The following is a 17,715-nucleotide window of genomic DNA, read 5'->3' as shown; positions in this document are numbered from 1 at the left end:
CCCTCCACCACCGACCTGCGGTCGGCGGTCCCCCTCCCCGCGAGCGGGGAGGAGTCTAGGCGTCTCCACGTCGCCGTCCTGATGGGCGGCTGGTCGGCCGAGCGCGAGGTGTCGCTCAACTCGGGCGCCGGCGTCGCCGAGGCGCTCGAGTCGCTCGGCCACCGCGTCACCCGCGTCGACCTGACCCCTAGCGTCGCCGCCGATCTCGCCGCGGCGGCGCCCGACCTCGTCTTCAACGCGCTCCACGGCACACCCGGCGAGGACGGCAGCGTCCAGGGGCTGCTGGAGCTGATGGGGCTGCGCTATACCCACTCCGGGCTCGCCACCTCGGTGATCGCGATCGACAAGGTGCTGACCAAGCAAGTGCTCGTCCCCGCCGGCGTGCCGATGCCGGGCGGCCGCATCGTCCGCTCCGCCGAGGTATTCGAGGCCGACCCGCTGCCGCGCCCCTATGTCCTCAAGCCGGTTAACGAGGGCTCGTCGGTGGGTGTCGCGATCGTCACCGCGGGCGGCAATTACGGCAGCCCGATCGGGCGCGACACCGCTGGGCCATGGCAGGCGTTCGACGAGCTGCTCGCCGAGCCGTACGTCCGCGGGCGCGAGCTGACCACCGCGGTGCTCGACGGCGCCGACGGCCCGCGCGCACTCGGCGTCACCGAGCTGCGGCCGAAATCGGGCTGGTACGATTACGACGCCAAATACACCGACGGCATGACCGAGCATCTCTTCCCCGCGCCGGTGCCCGACGAGATAGCCGAGGCGTGCCGTGACCTGGCGCTCCAGGCGCATCGCGTGCTCGGCTGCCGCGGGTGCAGCCGCTCCGACTTCCGCTGGGACGACGAGCGCGGCGTCGACGGGCTGTTCCTTCTCGAGGTCAACACCCAGCCCGGCATGACCGCGCTCAGCCTCGTCCCCGAGCAGGCGCGCCACACCGGCACGAGCTACGCCGAGCTGGTGCAGGCGATCGTCGACGCCGCGCTGCGGGCTCCGGCGCCCAAGGCGGCCGCGCGCGCGAAGGACGCGGCGCGGTGAGCCGCACGATCAAGCGCGGCGGGCCGCCGCCGCGGCGCGCGGTCAACAATCGGCGGCGCGCGCCCAAGGCGTCGCTCGGTGACCGGCTGATCGCGCGCCTGCCGGTCAGCGAGGAGACGCTGCGCCGCGCGGTGACCTGGACGCTGCTCGGGAGCGTCGGCGCCGCGGCGCTGTCGCTCGCCACCGTGCTGGGCGTGCCGCAGGCGATCGGGGTCGGCATCGCCGAGGCGGCGGGGCGTGCCGGGCTGGAGGTCGAGCAGGTCGACATCACCGGGCTCAAGCGGATGGACCGCGAGACCGTCTACGCGATCGCGCTGGAGGACCAGCCGAGCCGCGCGATGCTGCGCGTCGATCTCGCGCGCGTGCGCGAGCGCCTGCTCGCCTATGGCTGGATCGCCGACGCTTATGTCGCGCGGCGGCTGCCCGACCGGCTGGTGATCCACATCACCGAGCGCGAGCCCGCCGCGATCTGGCAGGACAATGGCCAGCTCACGCTGATCGACTCGACCGGCCGGCTGCTCGCCCCGGTCGATCCCGCGCGCATGCCCGACCTGCCGCTGGTGATCGGGCCGGGCGCGGACCGGCAGGAGGCGGGCTATCAGGCGCTGCTCGCCGCCGCGCCCGCGCTCAAGCCGCGTATCCGCGCCGCCACCTGGATCGGCAATCGCCGCTGGGACCTCACCTTCGACACCGGCGAGACGCTGGCGCTGCCGCAGGACGGCGCGGCGCAGGCGCTGATCAAGTTCGCCCAGCTCGACGGCGCGCGGTCCCTGCTCGGCAAGGGCTGGGTGCGCTTCGACCTGCGCGATCCCGCCAAGCTGGTGGCGCGCAAGCCGGGGCAGGACCTGCACCAGCGCTTGCAGGACGACGGCAGCGCCGATGCGGTGGCGGGTAATGCCACCGACGGCGGCGGCGGCAACGAGACGACGGCGACACGCGCGCGGGAAACGACGCGCGTCGGCGAGGCGTAATACAGGCGTGGATCAGGGCGCGACGAGGGGGATAGCATGGCCAAGGCAGCACCGGACGGTTTGATCACCGCGCTCGACATCGGCTCGTCCAAGGTGTCGGCGATGATCGCGCAGAAGGGCGACGGCGGCGAGCTGGTGGTGCTCGGCACTGGCCAGCGCGAGAGCCGCGGCGTCAAGCGCGGCTATATCGCCGACATGGACTCGACCGAGGTGGCGGTGCGCGAGGCGGTGGAGCAGGCCGAGCGGATCGCGGGCTTCAACATCGAGAACGTCTGGGCCGGCTTCTCCGCGGGCGGGCTGGTGAGCGACGAGGCCTTCATCGAGGCCGAGCTGGGCGGCATGCGGATCGAGCAGGCCGACATCGACGCTTTGCTCCAGGAGGGCCGCCAGTCGATCGACCCGGCCGGGCGCATGGTGCTCCACGCCCAGCCCGCGCTGTACACGCTCGACGGGTTGACGGGGGTCAAGAAGCCGCTCGGGCTCCACGCCGACCGGCTCGGCGTGCATATCCACGTCATCGCCGCGGACGGCTCGCCGGTGCGCAACCTCGACCTGTGCGTGCGTTCGGCGCACCTCGAGGTGAAGTCGATCATCGCCGCGCCGGTCGCGACCGGTCTGGCCTGCCTCAGCGCCGAGGAGCGCGACCTCGGCGTCGCGCTGGTCGAGATCGGCGCGGGGATCACCAACGTCTCGCTGTTCGCGGGTTCGATGCTGGTCGGGCTCAAGTCGATCCCCTACGGCAGCGCGGACATCACCGACGACATCGCCTCGGCGTTCGGCACGACGCGGCTCCAGGCCGAACGGATCAAATGTTTTCACGGCTCCGCCAACGCCTCGCCGCGCGACAATCATGAGATGGTGACGATCCGAGAGCGCACCGACGACGAGGGCTCGGAGGCGCTGCAGATCACCAAGGCGGCGCTGATCGCGGTGATCCGGCAGCGGCTCGAGCATCTCACCAGCGAGATCCAGGCGGCGCTCAAGGAGCTGAAGTTCGAAGGGCCGGTCGGCCGCCAGGTCGTACTGACCGGCGGCGGGGCGGAGCTGAAGGGTATCGCCGACTATGCCCAGCAGGCGCTCGGCCGCTCGGTCCGCGTCGGCCGGCCGAAGGGGCTTACCGGGCTGCCCGAGGCGCATTCGGGGCCGGGTTTCGCCACGCTGGCGGGCCTGGCCTTCTTCGCGGCGAGCGATCCGATCGACCTGCGCGGGCTCGTGCCGTCGCAGCAGATGGTCCACCGCCAGCGCGGCCTGCGCGGATTCTGGAAGCTCGTGCAGGCGGCCAAGGCAAATTATTGACGCGGCTACAGGGCGTTTCGCGGTGTTTCCTCTTTCGCCCGGCGCCTCGTTGTTGCACATCGGTCAAAATTAACCGCGCGAGTGACGGCGGCGCGGAGCGGACGGAGTAAGCACGCGATGAGCATCGAATTCATCACCCCGGATCTCGACGATCTCACCCCGCGCATCACCGTCGTGGGGGTCGGCGGCGCCGGCGGCAATGCCATCGCCAACATGATGCGCGCCGACGTGCAGGGCGTGCAGTTCCTCGTCGCGAACACCGATGCGCAGGCGCTGAAACAGTCCGAGGCGGAGCAGAAGATCCAGCTCGGCGCCAAGATCACGCAGGGGCTCGGCGCGGGCAGCCGCCCCGAGATCGGCCGCGCCGCCGCGGAAGAGACGATCGACGAGCTGTCGCGGCTGCTCGAGGGCAGCCACATGTGCTTCATCGCCGCGGGCATGGGCGGCGGCACCGGCACCGGGGCCGCCCCGGTGATCGCCAAGGCCGCGCGCGACATGGGCATCCTGACCGTCGGCGTTGTCACCAAGCCGTTCAGCTTCGAGGGCAACCGCCGCGCCAAGTCGGCCGACGCTGGCATCGAGGAACTGCAGAAGTTCGTCGACACGCTGATCGTCATCCCGAATCAGAACTTGTTCCTGGTCGCCAACGCCAACACCACGTTCAAACAGGCCTTCGAGATGGCCGACGAGGTGCTCCAGCAGGGCGTGCGCGGCATCACCGACCTGATGGTCATGCCCGGCCTCATCAACCTCGACTTCGCCGACGTCCGCTCGGTGATGCAGGAGATGGGCAAGGCGATGATGGGCACCGGCGAGGCCGAGGGTGACGATCGCGCGCTGATCGCGGCGCAGAAGGCGATCGCCAACCCGCTGCTCGACGGCGTGTCGATGCAGGGCGCCAAGGGCGTGATCGTCTCGATCACCGGGGGCGACGACATGCGCCTGCTCGAGGTCGACGAGGCCGCCAACCACATCCGCGAGCTGGTCGATCCCGATGCCAACATCATCTGGGGTTCGGCGTTCAACCCCGAGCTCGAGGGCAAGATCCGCGTCTCGGTGGTCGCGACCGGCATCGAGAGCAGCGCCACCACCGCGGCGCCGGCGAGCACGACCGCGGCCGAGCCGACGCGCACCTTCAGCTTCTCGGCACCGCGCCGCCCCGACGCCGCGCCGAGCGCCGCCGTAGCGACGCCCGCGCCGCAGGCCGCCACCCCGACGCCCGCGCCGGTCCCGAGCGCCTATCAGCCGACCCCCGAGGTGCCGCCGCAGCAGCCCAGCGGTGCCGCCGCCGGTGCGATGGCGCACGGCGTGCCGCCGACCACCTCGGGCCCGGTGGTGGAGCCGGCGCCGGCGCCCACCGCCCCGGCCGACGACGAGCTGCTGCTCGGTGCCGACTCGATGATGCCCGCTCCGACGCCGCAGGCGCCCGCCGGCGACGCCGCGCGCCGCCGCTTCCTCGCACCCGGCGGGGAGGGCGAGGAGGCGCCGCCGCAGCCGCGCGTCAAGCTCGGCGGTACGCTGTTCGAGCGGATGCAGAACGCGACTCGCAATGCCGGCGGCCGCAGCGACGAGGGCGAGGGCAGCGACCTGCCGCGCTTCCTGCACCGCCAGAACAACCAGTGAGCTGACGCGGGGCCGGGGTGGCCCCGGCCTGACCCGCGTCGCTCGGGAGGACAGCTTCCACCCCATCCGTCATCCCCGCGGAGGCGGGGATCCAGATACGCTGACGTGGCGACGTCTGTCGTGAGCTCAGCGTGTATGGATCCCCGCCTTCGCGGGGATGACGCTCAATTGGCTTAAGGGACGGGTCGCGATTGCGTGTCCCCTGGTCCGCGCCGCGCCGCGTGCCGCGCGTCCCACCCCGGTCACCGCGCGACTGTCTTTCCCGCGCGCGTCGTGCCAAGGCTCGTCCTTCCGACCCGCCCCCGAACGAGTGACGCGACATGACCGCCATCGGCATCTACGGCAGCAACGGTCGCATGGGGCGCGCGATCGCGACGATCGCCGAGGGTGAGGGGTGCACCATCGCGGGCGGTGTCGACGCCGGCGGCGACCCGCTGCCGCTCGCCCAGGCCGCCGACGTGCTGGTCGATTTCTCCACGCCCGCCGCGCTCGAGCCGCATCTCGCCGCCGCGGTCGCGGCGCGTACCCCGATCGTGATCGGCACCACCGGGCTGAGCACGACACACCACGCGCTGATTGAGCAGGCCGCCGCGATCATTCCCGTGCTCCAGACCGGCAACACCTCGCTGGGCGTGACGCTACTGCAGACGCTGGTGCGCGAGGCGGCGGCGCGGCTCGGCGCCGAGTGGGATATCGAAATCGTCGAGATGCACCACCGCCACAAGGTCGACGCGCCCTCGGGCACCGCTCTGCTGCTCGGCGAGGCCGCGGCGGCGGGGCGCTCGACACGGCTCGCCGAGGTGCGGGTCGACAGCCGCGCCGGGCTGGTCGGCGCGCGCACCGAGGGCACGATCGGGTTCGCCTCGCTGCGCGGCGGCTCGGTGGTGGGCGATCACTCGGTCGTGTTCGCGGGCGAGGGCGAGCGGGTCGAGCTGGGCCATCGCGGCGAGGACCGCAGCATCTTCGCCCGCGGCGCGGTCAAGGCGGCGCTGTGGCTCGCGGGCCGCGCGCCGGGGCGCTACGCGATGGCGGAGGTGCTCGGGCTGTGACCCGGCGTGAGGTCGCCGAATTCTACCGGCGGCTGGCGGAGGCCAACCCGCATCCCGAGACCGAGCTCGAGTCGGTCAACGTCTACACGCTGCTGGTGGCGGTGGTGCTGTCGGCGCAGGCGACCGACGCCGGCGTCAATCGCGCCACCCGCGCTCTGTTCGCCGAAGTCGACACGCCTGCCGAGATGGTCGCGCTCGGGGAGGAGAAGCTCAAGCAGCACATCCGTACGATCGGGCTGTTCAACACTAAGGCCAAGAACGTCATCGCGCTGAGCCAGGCGCTGCTCGACCGGCACGGTGGCGAGGTCCCGCGCGATCGCGCCGCGCTCGAGGCGCTGCCTGGCGTGGGGCGCAAGACCGCCAATGTCGTGCTCAACGTCGCGTTCGGCGACGAGACCTTCGCGGTGGACACGCATATCTTCCGCGTCGGCAACCGCACCGGGCTGGCGCGCGGCAAGACCGTGCTCGCGGTGGAGAAGAAGCTCGACGCCGTGACTCCGGCGCCGTTCCGCGTCCACGCGCACCACTGGCTGATCCTGCATGGCCGCTATGTCTGCAAGGCACGCCGGCCCGAGTGCTGGCGCTGCATCGAGCACGACCTCTGCGCGTTCAAGCCCAAGACGCCGCCGCCGCCCGAGCGGGCCGCGGCGCGCGCCGGCTGAGGAGGCGACGATGCGCGGCTGGGTGGCGATGAGCGTGGTGCTCGTGTCGGGCGCGGCGGTGGCGCGCGACCGCGGTCCGACGGTACCGGAGGCGGTCCCCGCGGGCGAGGCGCGCACCTGCGTGCCGATCACCGCGCTGCGCGAGAGCCTGGTGCGCAGCGACCGCGTGATCGACTTCCACACCGCCGGCGACCGTTACTACCGCGTGATCCTGCCCCAGGCCTGCCCCGGGCTCGGCTTCGAGCGGCGTTTCGGCTACGCCACCTCGATCGGGCAATTGTGCGCGCAGGACATCATTACCGTCCTGTACGCGACCGGCGGGATGCGCGGCGCGAGCTGCGGGCTGGCGCCGTTCCAGCCGGTGACGATCGCGCGCCGGACTGCGAAAAGCGGGTAGCGCGGCGCCGCGCACCCTGCTAGTCGCACCCGACCGGCACCCGTAGCTCAGCTGGATAGAGCGCTGCCCTCCGAAGGCAGAGGCCACAGGTTCGAATCCTGTCGGGTGCGCCAGCTCTTCTCCTCGTCACCCGTAGCGCTCGGCCTTCCACGGATCGCCGCGCAGGTGATAGCCGTTGACCTCCCAGAAGCCCGGCCTGTCGCGCGCGATCAGTTCGATCCGGCGGATCCATTTGGCGCTCTTCCAGAAGTACAGGTGCGGGATGATCAGCCGCGCCGGGCCGCCGTGCTCGCGCGTCAGCGGCTTTCCCTGCCAGGCGTGCGCCACCAACGCATCGGCCGCGGCGAAGTCGGCGAGCAGCACGTTGGTGGTGTAGCCGTCATAGCCGTGCAGCATCACCGCCTGCGCCTCGGCGCGCGGCCGCACCAGATCGAGCAGGTCGCGCGTGCTCACGCCCGTCCAATCATTGTCGTAGCGTGACCAGGTGGTGACACAGTGGATGTCCGAGCGCGAACGGGTCTCCGGCAGCGCGGTGAAGCCCGCCCAGTCGAGCGTGACCGGCCGCTCGACCAGCCCGTCGAGTTCGAGCCGCCAGCGCGCGGGCGCGACGTCCGGCGTCTGGCCGAGGTCGAGCACCGGCCAGTTGGTGACGAGATGCTGGCCGGGCGGCAGCCGCTCGCGGTCCGCTGGCGGCGCAGTGTCGGCGAACTTGTGCTCCTCGGCCCAGCGCCGCTTCGAGCGGGTGAGCTTGCTGTCGGGGGGTAGGTTATCCATCGCGCGCGTCTCCGCCGCGCAAGATGGCGCACCCTGTGGCCGCGGCCAAGCCCCTCTCCCTTGCGCGGCGGTCCACGCGGCTTACCTCGCCGCGGTGGAGACGTTCGACCAGCTCGTGGCGCGGGTGCGCGCCTGCACCGCTTGCGCCGCGGAGCTGCCGCTCGGTGCGCGACCGGTGATCCAGGTCTCGCCGAGCGCGCGGCTGCTGATCGCGAGCCAGGCGCCGGGCAGCAAGGTCCACGCCAGCGGCCGTCCGTTCGACGATGCCTCGGGCGACCGGCTGCGCGACTGGATGGGGATCGACGCCGCCACCTTCTACGACGCGGCGCGGGTGGCGACGCTGCCGATGGCCTTCTGCTATCCCGGCCGCGCCGCCGGGGGCGACCGCGCGCCGCCGCGCGCCTGCGCGGCGCGGTGGCGCCAGCCGCTGCTCGCCGCGATGCCCGAGGTGCGGCTGACGCTGCTGGTCGGCAGCTACGCGCAGGCGCACGTGCTCGGTCCGGGGGCGCTGACGCCGCGTGTGGCGGACTATCGCGCCTATGGGCCGGCGCTGTTCCCGTTGCCGCATCCGTCGTGGCGCTCGCAGCTGTGGATGCGGCGCAACCCGTGGTTCGAGGCCGAGGTGCTGCCGGCGCTTCGCGCCGCGGTCGCGGCGGCGCTGGGATAGCGCTGGTAGCGGAACCTTCCCCCGTTCCCGAGCGGTTGCGGCGTTCCTTGAATGAATGCAGCGGAGACAGGCATGAGCATCGCGTCGGCACTGGGGCTCGGCGGGCGCAAGGTGCGCTACGCCATCGTCGGCTTGGGCGACATCGCGCAGGAAGCGCTGATGCCCGGCGTCAAGCACACCGGCAACTCGGAGATCACCGCGCTGGTCTCCGGTGACCCGGTCAAGCTCACCAAGCTCGGCAAGAAATACGGCGTCAAGCACCTCTACGGCTATGAGAGCTTCGCTGCGCTGCTGAAGAGCGGCGAGATCGACGCGCTCTATCTGGCCACTCCCAATTGGCGTCATGCCGAGTTCGCCGTCCCCGCGCTCGAGGCGGGCATCCACGTGCTGTGCGAGAAGCCGCTCGAGGTGTCGAGCGAACAGGCGCAGCGGATCGCCGATGCCGCCAAGCGCGGCAAGGCCAAGCTGATGACGGCCTATCGCCTCCACTTCGAGCCCGCCACGCTCGACGCGATCCGCCGCATCCGCGCGGGTGAGCTAGGCGAGCTGATCGCCTTCACCTCGCTCTTCTCGCAGCCGCTCGACCCGGCCAACCATCGCGCGCACCACGGCATCGAGGCCGGGCCGCTGTTCGACATGGGGCCCTATCCAATCAACGCGATCCGCTATCTGTTTGGCGCCGAGCCGGTCGAGGTCGTGTCCGCGGTCGGCGTTCGCCACGCGTCAGCGGGGCTGGGCGACCTCGACGACACGGTCGCCGCGACGTTGCGGCTGCCCGGCGGCAAGCTGGCGCAGTTCACGGTGAGCTACGCCGCCGACGCGGTCGACAGCCTCATCGTCGTGGGCACCAAAGGCTCGATCGAGATGAACCCGGCCTATGGCTTCGGCCAGGGACTGGAGCAGTTCCGCCGCGTCGGTGGCAAGGACTCGCACGAGACCTTCGCCGCGACCGACCAGTTCGGCGGCGAGCTGCGCTACTTCAGCGACTGCATCCTCGAGGACCGCGACCCCGAGCCCGACGCCGAGGAGGGGCTGGCCGACCTCGCCGTGGTGGAAGCGGTGGTCGCGGCGATGCGCAGCGGCAAGGCCGAGCCGGTCAAGGTGAAGCAGCGCACGCGTCGGATCGATCCCGACACGCAGCTGCAGAGCCTGCGTGCGGTGTCGGCGCCCGAGCCGGTCAACGCCTCCTCGCCGACGCGCGATTGAGGTGGCGGGGGTGACCGACCCGGCGCGGCCGCTCGCCGGGCATAGCGCGATCGTCACGGGCGCGAGCTCGGGCATCGGCCTCGCGGTCGCCGAGGCGCTCGCCGGCGCCGGCGCCGCGGTGGCGGTGAACTATCGCTCGCAGCGCGAGCCCGCCGACGAGCTGGTCGAGCGGATCGAGGCCGCGGGCGGGCGCGCCGTCGCGATCGAGGCCGACGTCTCGCAGGAGGAGGAAGTGGTCCGCCTCTTCGACGAGACCGCCGCCGCCTTCGGCCGCGTCGACATACTCGTCGCCAACTCGGGCGTGCAGCAGGACGCCGCCATCGCCGACCTCTCGCTCGACCAGTGGAACACCGTGATCGGGGTCAACCTGACCGGCCATTTCCTCTGCGCGCGCGAGGCGGTGCGCCGTTTCCGCGCGCAGCCGAGCGACGATCGCCCGGCGCGCAGCGCGGGCACGATCATCGCGATGAGCTCGGTCCACGAGGTGATTCCGTGGGCGGGACACGTCAATTACGCCTCCGCCAAGGGCGGCGTCCGCATGCTGACGCGCTCTCTCGCGCAGGAGGTCGCCGGCGACAAAATCCGGGTCAACGCCATCGCCCCGGGCGCGATCCGGACGCCGATCAACAAGGACGCGTGGGAGACCGACGCGGCGCTGGAAAAGCTGCTGCGGCTAATCCCTTATGGCCGGATCGGCGAGCCCGACGATGTCGCGCGCGCGGCGGTGTGGCTCGCCTCCGACGACGCCGATTACGTCACTGGCACGACCTTGTTCGTCGACGGCGGGATGACGCTCTACCCCGAGTTCCGCGACAATGGCTGAGGCCGGGAAAGCCGGTCGTCGCGTCCCGCCGCGCTCGATCGGCGACCGTGGCATCATCGGCGACCTCGAGACCGCCGCGCTGGTCGCGCGCGACGGCACGATCGACTATCTGTGCTGGCCCTCGCTCGACAGCCCCACCATCTTCGCCGACCTGCTCGACGACGAGAAGGGCGGCGCCTTCTGGCTCGCACCGCGTCTTGCCGACCCGCGCCGGCTCCAGCTCTACCTGCCCGACACCAACGTGCTGGTGACTCGCTGGATGGCGCAGGAGGGCAGCGCCGAGGTGCTCGACCTGATGCCGCATCCCGACGCGGTCGGGACACTCGGCGCGCGTTGTCTGTTGCGTCGCGTCACCGTCACGCAGGGGACGGTTGGCTTCGACGCGCGCTGCGCGCCGCGCTTCGACTATGCCCGCGAGGTGCCGCGGGTCGAGGGCGAGGACCGCAGCGTGCGCTTCGTCGGCGCGGACCTCGCGCTGCGGCTCCACGCCTCGATGCCGCTCGTCGTCGGCGAGGGGGAGGGCAGGGGCGAGGCCACGGCCGACTTCACGCTGGCGGCGGGCGACAGCGCCTGGTTCGTGCTCGGCGACGACTCGCTCGCCCGTCCCGACGCGGCGTCGGTGGAGGCCGCGGTGGACGCGACCGCGCGGGCGTGGCGCCACTGGCTCGGCCACGCCAGCTACAGGGGGCGGTGGCGCGAGCAGGTGCTGCGCTCGGCGCTGGGGCTCAAGCTGCTGACCTCGGCGCGGCACGGCTCGATCGCCGCGGCAGCGACCTTCGCGCTGCCCGAGGCGACCGGGGCGGGGCGCAACTGGGATTATCGCGCCACCTGGATCCGCGATGCCTCCTTCACCGTCTACGCCTTCATGCGGCTGGGCTTCGTCGAGGAGGCCGAGCATTTTCGCCGCTGGGCGGGCGAGCGCGTGATGCAGGCCGATCAGGAGCATCCGATCCGCGTGATGTACGCGATCGACGGATCCGAGGCGGCCGACGAGCGCGAACTCGATCATCTCGCCGGCCACGCCGGCAGCCGGCCGGTGCGGATCGGCAATGCCGCGCACGGCCAGACCCAGCTCGACATCTTCGGCGAGCTGCTCGACAGCACCTATCTCTCGAACAAATATGGCGCGGCGATCAGTCACGCGGGCTGGCAGCATGTCCGCGGCATCGTCGACTTCGTCATCGCGCACTGGCAGGAGCCCGACGCCGGCATCTGGGAGATGCGCGGGCCGCCGCGCCACTTCCTCCACTCGCGCGTGATGTGCTGGGTGGCGCTCGATCGCGCCATCCGGCTCGCCAAGAAGCGCTCGCTGCCCGCCCCGCTGGTCGCTTGGGCCGAGGCGCGCGACGCGATCGTCGAGGACGTCTGGACGAACTTCCGCCACCCCGTGCACGGCTATTTCGTCCAGGAGCGCGGGGGCACGGCGCTGGATGCCGCGCTGCTGATGATGCCGCTAGTACGCTTCGTCTCCTCGACCGACCCGGTGTGGCTGAAGACGCTCGACGCGATCGGCGCGCAGCTGCGCGACGACGGGCTGGTCTATCGCTACCGCGACGACGACGGGCTGGAGGGCGGCGAGGGCGCCTTCACCACCTGCACCTTCTGGTATGCCGAGTGCCTGGCGCGCGCCGGGCGGCTGGAGGAGGCACAGCTGATGCTGGAGAAGGGCATCGCCTACGGCAACCATCTCGGCCTGTTCGCTGAGGAACTCGACCGCCGCGGCGCGGCGCTGGGCAACTTTCCCCAGGCGCTGACGCATCTGGCCTTCATCAGCGCGGCCTATTTCCTCGATCGCCGGCTCGAGCCCGGCTACCGGCCCAATTGGCAGCCGTGAAGCCTCTCCGGCCCGAATAAGGCCCGTCGGGAACGGCGCCGCGGTCGGCCGGTCGCTTTCGTCATCGACGCTGCCACCAGAAGCGCCGCGCGGAACCGACGTCGCGTCAACGCGAACGGGGCGACCTTCCCCCAGGAAGGCCGCCCCGTTGCTGCTGAGCCCGTGCCCCGCGGGCGAACCCGCGAGATACGGTGATCGGCTTACTTGAGCTCGACGGTCGCGCCGGCTTCCTCGAGCTGCTTCTTGACCTTCTCGGCCTCGTCCTTGCTGACGCCTTCCTTGACCGGCTTCGGCGCGCCCTCGACCAGGGCCTTCGCCTCGGTCAGGCCGAGCCCGGTGAGCGCGCGGACTTCCTTGATGACGTTGATCTTCTTGCCACCGTCGCCGGTCAGGATCACGTCGAACTCGGTCTTCTCCTCGACGGCCGGAGCCGCCGCACCGGCGCCGCCGGCGGCCGGAGCCGCGACCGCAGCGGCGGCCGAGACGCCCCACTTCTCTTCGAGCAGCTTCGAGAGCTCGGCGGCCTCGAGGACGGTCAGCTCGCTCAGCTGGTCAACCAGCGCGTTCAGGTCTGCCATGATCTTACTTCCTATCAAGCGGGGACAGGTGCCCCATGTTCACAATCGAATGCCGGTCAGCTGCCCGATCAGGCCGCTTCCTTCTCCGCATAGGCGGAGAGGACGCGCGCGATCTGCGCGGCCGGTGCCTGGGTGATCGTCGCGATCTTCGTGGCCGGGGCCACGATGAGGCCGACGAGCTTGGCGCGCAGCTCGTCCAGCGACGGAAGCGTCGCCAGTGCCTGCACACCGGCCAGGTCGAGCGCCGTCGCGCCCATCGCGCCGCCGACGATCTCGAACTTGTCGGTCGTCTTGGCGAAATCGACTGCGACCTTGGCCGCCGCGACCGGATCGGTCGAGGAGGCCAGGCCGACCGGACCCGTCAGCATATCGCTGAGCGAGCCATAGTCCGTGCCGTCGAGCGCGATCCTGGCAAGCTTGTTCTTCGAGACCTTGTAGCTCGCGCCGGCGTCCCGCATCCGGTTGCGCAAGTCGGTCGACTGCGCCACCGTCATCCCGAGGTTGCGGGTGACGACCACCACGCCGACCTTCGAGAAGGTATCGTTCAGCTCGGCGACGGCCGCGGTCTTCTGACTACGATCCATGCCATTCTCCACGTTGGGACAGAGGGCCGAGGCCGCCTGTCCGGGTACGAACCGCCGTGCGCGAGCGCCCGGCGATACAGTCCAGCGATGGGGAATGGGAGCCCGTGCGGGCAGCGACAGCACGTGCCTTCGAGAGGCGCGCTGCGGCCGCGTTGGTCCTGTCCCCGTCTCGGCGGGGAATTAAGGCCGTGAGGCCACCCGCTGTCTCGGACGGTGCGTCGTCGCCCGAGGGCGGGACGCGCGGGGCGGCTCATAGCGGATCAGGCGTCGCAGTCAAGCAGGTAGCCGCTGTCACGCACGCGTAACGCCCACGTCATCCCTCTCTCATCAAACTGTCGCGCCCGTGCCTCGAAGCGCGGCCAATAGGCCTGGCTACAAGCACATAGCGCCCAGGGAGCGTCATGACCGACCAGCAGCTCAGCCTCGCCACCGCGTCCTACGAAGACGGTGACGTCGACACCAATCCGACCCGCAACCCGCACCTCGCCGATCTCGTCGCGCGTCGCTACTCGCGTCGCCAGCTGATGGGCGGGATGAGCGCGATGACCACCGCGGTGTTCGGCGGCGCGCTGCTCGCCGGCTGCGACGACGACAACAAGCCGGATGTCATCACCGTCTCCGACGGCGTCAACGTCCAGACCCAGGGCGGTCGCGTCGTGACGCTCACCGCTACCGCCACCGACAATGCGAGCACGACCAAGTTCACCCAGGTCAGCGGACCGACCGTGCCGGTGATCGCGAGCGGCAATTCGATCACCTTCACCGCGCCCAACGTCGCGCAGTCGACGGCGCTGGTCTTCGAGTTCACCGCCAGTGGCGGCAGCGGCTCGAGCAGCGCGCGGTCGACCGTCACGGTGCTGCCCGCGACGCTCGCCTTCGCCGCGGTGGCGAAGAACCTCAACGACGTGGTCACCGTGCCCTCCGACTATCAGGTAACCGTGCTGTACCGCCTCGGCGACCCGATCGCGGCGGGCGTCGCGGCCTATGCCAATGACGGCAGCGACACCAACTTCGCGCAGCGCGCGGGCGACCATCACGACGGCATGTCGTTCTTCGGCCTAGCCGCGAGCGGCAACGCTCCCGACACCACCAACAACACGCGCGGCGTGCTGGTGCTCAACCACGAGAACATTACCCAGGCCTATCTTCACGCCAACGGCCCGTCGCCGTCGCCGCGCCCCGAGCCCGAGGCGATCAAGGAGATCGAGGCGCACGGCGTCTCGGTGATCGAGGTCACCCGCGCCAGCAACACCGGCGTGTGGAGCTACGTCCAGGGCAGCGCGCTCAATCGCCGCGTCACCCCCAACACGCCGGTGCAGTTCAACGGCCCGGTGCGTGGCAGTGCGGCGCTGCGCACGCTCTACTCGGCCGACGGCACCACCGGGCGCGGCACGATCAACAATTGCGCCAACGGCTATATGCCCTGGGGCACCTACCTGACCAACGAGGAGAATTGGGCGGGCTATTTCCGCCGCACTGCGGGCGACGCCGCGGTCCGCACCGCCGCGGGCAACGCCAAGCAGAACGTGTCGCTCACCCGCTACGGCATCAGCGAGGGTCGCGCCGGCAACTACGGCTGGACGACGGTGACGCCGTCCGACGCGGCCAGCACCGTGTTCGCGCGCTGGAACGCCACCGCCACTGCCAACGGCGCCGCGGACGGCACCGCCGACTTCCGCAACGAGCCCTTCCAGTTCGGCTGGGTGGTCGAGATCGATCCGTACACGCAGACCTCGACGCCGCGGAAGCGCACCGCGCTCGGTCGCATGAACCACGAGGGCTGCATGGCCGGCCGCGTGGTCGCGGGGGTCCGCCCCGCCTTCTACATGGGCGACGACGCGCAGAACGAGTATATCTACAAGTTCGTCTCAGCGACGCCCTGGGTCGCCACCGACGCGACGCCGAGCGATCGCCTCGCCACGGGCGACAAGTATCTCGACACCGGCACGCTCTATGTCGCCCGCTTCGAAGCCGACGGCAGCGGCACCTGGCTGCCGCTGACCTTCGGGCAGAACGGGCTGACAGCCTCAAACGCCAACTACGCCTTCGCCGACCAGGCCGACGTGCTGATCAACGCGCGCCTCGCCGCCGACGTGCTCGGCGCGACGCGGATGGACCGGCCCGAGTGGACCGCGGTCAACCCGGTCAACGGCGAGATGTACTGCACGCTCACCAACAACTCGTCGCGCACCCCGGCGACCACCGACGCCGCCAACCCGCGCGCCTACACCGATTCCAAGCTGCCGCAGGGCGACGTCGTCAACGCCGACCCGCCCACCAGCGCGCAGGCGACGCGCGGCAACGCCAACGGCCATGTCATCCGCCTGCGCGAGACCGGCGACACCACCGAGGCGACCGGCTTCACCTGGGACATCTATGCCTTCGGCTCGGGCGCTGACCTCGACCCGACCAACATCAACCTCTCGGGCCTCGACGCCAGCAACGACTTCTCCTCGCCCGACGGCTTGTGGTTCGGCCTGCCGAGCAACGCCAGCGGGCAGGTCGCGCCGGTGTTGTGGATCGAGACCGACGACGGCGCCTACACCGACGTCACCAACTGCATGCTGCTCGCCGCGATGCCGGGCAGCGTCGGCGACGGCGGCACGCGCGTGGTCAACAACACGCTGACCACCGCGGCCAACACCACCACGACGAGCACCACCACCACGCGCCTCGGCGCGGCCCCGGGCAGCAAGCTCAAGCGCTTCCTGGTCGGACCCAAGGAGTGCGAGATCACCGGCATCACCTCGACCCCGGACGGCCGCTCGCTGTTCGTCAACATCCAGCATCCGGGCGAGAACGGCGGCCCGGCGAACATCACCTCGAGCTGGCCGGCCAACCAGGCGGGCGCGGTGGCCAATCCGACACGCCCGCGCTCGGCGACGATCGTGATCACCAAGACCGACGGCGGCGTGGTCGGTCTCTGACGCGGACGCGAGGACGGCATCGCAGCCCGGCCGATGGCGGCGGGGGTGCCTCCAGCGAACGATCTGCGCTCACCTGTTCCCCGGCGAAGGCCGGGGCCCAGGTGGGAGACGTCGAGAGTCTTCACAGCGGCTGTTCCAACTGGACGCCGGCCTTCGCCGGGGAACAGGCTGGCCTCGCGGCGCCAGCGTCATCGCTCCATCCTCAGCGCACCCCGCGCGACCAGCCGAGCATCGCCGCGGCCAGCGCCGCCGTGGCGGGATCGTGCCCCGGCGCGATCACCACGAACTCCATCGTCGGCAACGCCGGCAGCGACTCCCCAGGCGGCAGCACCGCCAGCCCGGCGGGCAGCAGCCGCGCCGAGTGCGGCATCACGCCCAATCCCGCGCGCGCCGCCGCGCTCAGTCCGGTGAGGCTCGCGCTGGTGAAGGCGACCCGCCACGTCCGCCCGGCCTCCTCCAGCGTGGCGATCGCGCGCGCGCGGGTCACGCTCGGTGGCGGGTAGAGCAGCAGCGGCAGCGGGGCGTCGGCGTGGGCGCGCCAGCCGTCGCGGCCGACCCAGGCGATCGGCTCCTCCCACGCCAGCGTGCCGCGCCGGTCGCCGCTGCGGCGCTTGACGAAGATAAGGTCGAGCTGACCCGCGTCGAACGCCTCGTAAAGGTGCTCGCTCAGCCCTGCGCGAAGTTCGAGGTCCACCTCCGGGTGGCGGCGCGCGAAGCCGGCGAGCACATTGGGCAGCGCCGAGAGCACGAAATCCTCCGACGCGCCGAGCCGCAGCCGCCCGCGCAGCGGCACCGCGGCGAGATGGCGCGCGAGTCGCTCGCTCGCCGCCAGCACCGCGCGCGCCTGGTCGAGCAGCGCCTCGCCGTCAGGGGTGAGCGCGACGCGATGCGTGTCGCGGTCGATCAGCCGCCGCCCTGCCTGCTCCTCGAGCCGGCGGATATGCTGGCTGACCGTCGACTGGCGCAGGTCGAGCGAGCGCGCGGCGGCGGTGAAGCTTCCGTGCTCAGCCACGGCGACGAAGGTGCGGAGCAGGTCGAGCGCGATGTCGGGCATGGTCATCACGATAGATGATGAGCGATATCGCGGCGATCGGGTTTGTGCATGAGTCATGATCGCCTAGATGAAGAGCGAGACGACGCTCCTGGGCCTTCTTCCGTCCATCCCGCGAGGGCGGGAAGCCAATCGCGCGAATCTCACAACTGGAGGCGCGCTGTCAGCATTTCTGGATCCCGCCTACGCGGGGATGACGGGAGGGGGCGGACGGTGCGGCTATAAAGGGACGCCGGTGCGA

16 protein-coding genes and 1 tRNA gene are annotated in these 17,715 nt (G+C 71.1%); 13 read left to right on the top strand and 4 right to left on the bottom strand.

Annotated elements, in window-relative coordinates:
* Positions 1 to 15 precede the first annotated feature (15 nt).
* The 8 genes from FHY02_RS14815 to FHY02_RS14780 all read left to right on the top strand — a co-directional run bounded on the left by FHY02_RS14815 (position 16) and on the right by FHY02_RS14780 (position 7,143).
* Complete coding sequence (locus FHY02_RS14815; protein WP_260172925.1) at positions 16 to 1,032, top strand: D-alanine--D-alanine ligase; 1,017 nt, start codon at positions 16 to 18, stop codon at positions 1,030 to 1,032.
* Positions 1,029 to 2,003, top strand: a complete 975-nt coding sequence (locus FHY02_RS14810) for a cell division protein FtsQ/DivIB (RefSeq protein ID WP_183923473.1) — start codon at positions 1,029 to 1,031, stop codon at positions 2,001 to 2,003. The genes FHY02_RS14815 and FHY02_RS14810 overlap by 4 nt, the downstream gene beginning before the upstream one ends.
* 36 nt (positions 2,004 to 2,039) lie before the next feature.
* Positions 2,040 to 3,299, top strand: a complete 1,260-nt coding sequence (gene ftsA / locus FHY02_RS14805; protein WP_132908983.1) for a cell division protein FtsA — start codon at positions 2,040 to 2,042, stop codon at positions 3,297 to 3,299.
* A 117-nt stretch (positions 3,300 to 3,416) separates the two neighbouring features.
* Positions 3,417 to 4,922 carry a cell division protein FtsZ gene (gene ftsZ / locus FHY02_RS14800; protein WP_183923471.1) on the top strand — a complete coding sequence of 502 codons (1,506 nt, stop codon included), beginning with the start codon at positions 3,417 to 3,419 and terminating at the stop codon, positions 4,920 to 4,922.
* A gap of 320 nt (positions 4,923 to 5,242) precedes the next feature.
* The gene (gene dapB / locus FHY02_RS14795) at positions 5,243 to 5,971 is read left to right on the top strand and encodes a 4-hydroxy-tetrahydrodipicolinate reductase (RefSeq protein ID WP_183923469.1); all 729 of its coding nucleotides are present in this window, start codon (positions 5,243 to 5,245) and stop codon (positions 5,969 to 5,971) included.
* Positions 5,968 to 6,633, top strand: a complete 666-nt coding sequence (gene nth / locus FHY02_RS14790; RefSeq protein ID WP_183923467.1) for an endonuclease III — start codon at positions 5,968 to 5,970, stop codon at positions 6,631 to 6,633. Before dapB ends, nth begins: the two co-directional genes overlap by 4 nt.
* 10 nt (positions 6,634 to 6,643) lie before the next feature.
* Positions 6,644 to 7,030 carry a hypothetical protein gene (locus tag FHY02_RS14785; protein ID WP_183923465.1) on the top strand — a complete coding sequence of 129 codons (387 nt, stop codon included), beginning with the start codon at positions 6,644 to 6,646 and terminating at the stop codon, positions 7,028 to 7,030.
* A 36-nt stretch (positions 7,031 to 7,066) separates the two neighbouring features.
* A tRNA-Arg gene (locus FHY02_RS14780) sits at positions 7,067 to 7,143 on the top strand.
* Between the two features lie 13 nt (positions 7,144 to 7,156).
* Here the strand turns inward: FHY02_RS14780 and FHY02_RS14775 are convergent.
* A complete protein-coding gene (locus FHY02_RS14775; protein WP_183923463.1) occupies positions 7,157 to 7,804 on the bottom strand; it encodes a sulfite oxidase-like oxidoreductase in 648 nt (215 codons plus the stop codon).
* Positions 7,805 to 7,898: 94 nt separating this feature from the next.
* Here FHY02_RS14775 and FHY02_RS14770 point away from each other — a divergent pair, with 94 nt between their 5' ends.
* The 4 genes from FHY02_RS14770 (at position 7,899) to FHY02_RS14755 (ending at position 12,334) form a co-directional block, all read left to right on the top strand.
* Positions 7,899 to 8,471 carry a uracil-DNA glycosylase family protein gene (locus tag FHY02_RS14770; protein WP_183923461.1) on the top strand — a complete coding sequence of 191 codons (573 nt, stop codon included), beginning with the start codon at positions 7,899 to 7,901 and terminating at the stop codon, positions 8,469 to 8,471.
* A gap of 72 nt (positions 8,472 to 8,543) precedes the next feature.
* Positions 8,544 to 9,677, top strand: coding sequence for a Gfo/Idh/MocA family protein (locus FHY02_RS14765; RefSeq protein ID WP_183923459.1), 1,134 nt, complete (start codon positions 8,544 to 8,546; stop codon positions 9,675 to 9,677).
* A gap of 10 nt (positions 9,678 to 9,687) precedes the next feature.
* Entirely contained in the window at positions 9,688 to 10,500 is an 813-nt protein-coding gene (locus FHY02_RS14760) for a glucose 1-dehydrogenase (RefSeq protein WP_183923457.1), read from the top strand.
* Positions 10,493 to 12,334 (top strand): glycoside hydrolase family 15 protein, encoded by a 1,842-nt coding sequence (locus tag FHY02_RS14755; RefSeq protein ID WP_183923455.1) that lies wholly within the window; start codon positions 10,493 to 10,495, stop codon positions 12,332 to 12,334. Before FHY02_RS14760 ends, FHY02_RS14755 begins: the two co-directional genes overlap by 8 nt.
* A gap of 200 nt (positions 12,335 to 12,534) precedes the next feature.
* Here the strand turns inward: FHY02_RS14755 and rplL are convergent, their stop codons facing one another.
* The gene (gene rplL / locus FHY02_RS14750; RefSeq protein WP_183923453.1) at positions 12,535 to 12,912 is read right to left on the bottom strand and encodes a 50S ribosomal protein L7/L12; all 378 of its coding nucleotides are present in this window, start codon (positions 12,910 to 12,912) and stop codon (positions 12,535 to 12,537) included.
* A gap of 68 nt (positions 12,913 to 12,980) precedes the next feature.
* Entirely contained in the window at positions 12,981 to 13,496 is a 516-nt protein-coding gene (gene rplJ, locus FHY02_RS14745) for a 50S ribosomal protein L10 (RefSeq protein WP_183923716.1), read from the bottom strand.
* Between the two features lie 401 nt (positions 13,497 to 13,897).
* Between rplJ and FHY02_RS14740 the strand changes: the two genes are divergently transcribed.
* Positions 13,898 to 16,423, top strand: a complete 2,526-nt coding sequence (locus FHY02_RS14740) for a PhoX family phosphatase (RefSeq protein ID WP_183923451.1) — start codon at positions 13,898 to 13,900, stop codon at positions 16,421 to 16,423.
* Positions 16,424 to 16,625: 202 nt separating this feature from the next.
* Here the strand turns inward: FHY02_RS14740 and FHY02_RS14735 are convergent, their stop codons facing one another.
* The gene (locus FHY02_RS14735) at positions 16,626 to 17,477 is read right to left on the bottom strand and encodes a LysR substrate-binding domain-containing protein (RefSeq protein ID WP_260172908.1); all 852 of its coding nucleotides are present in this window, start codon (positions 17,475 to 17,477) and stop codon (positions 16,626 to 16,628) included.
* Positions 17,478 to 17,715 lie beyond the last annotated feature (238 nt).

The sequence above is a fragment of the Sphingomonas sp. BK069 genome, from assembly GCF_014193405.1.
Lineage (GTDB): Bacteria > Pseudomonadota > Alphaproteobacteria > Sphingomonadales > Sphingomonadaceae > Sphingomonas.
This window is presented reverse-complemented; position numbering and strand designations above follow the sequence as displayed.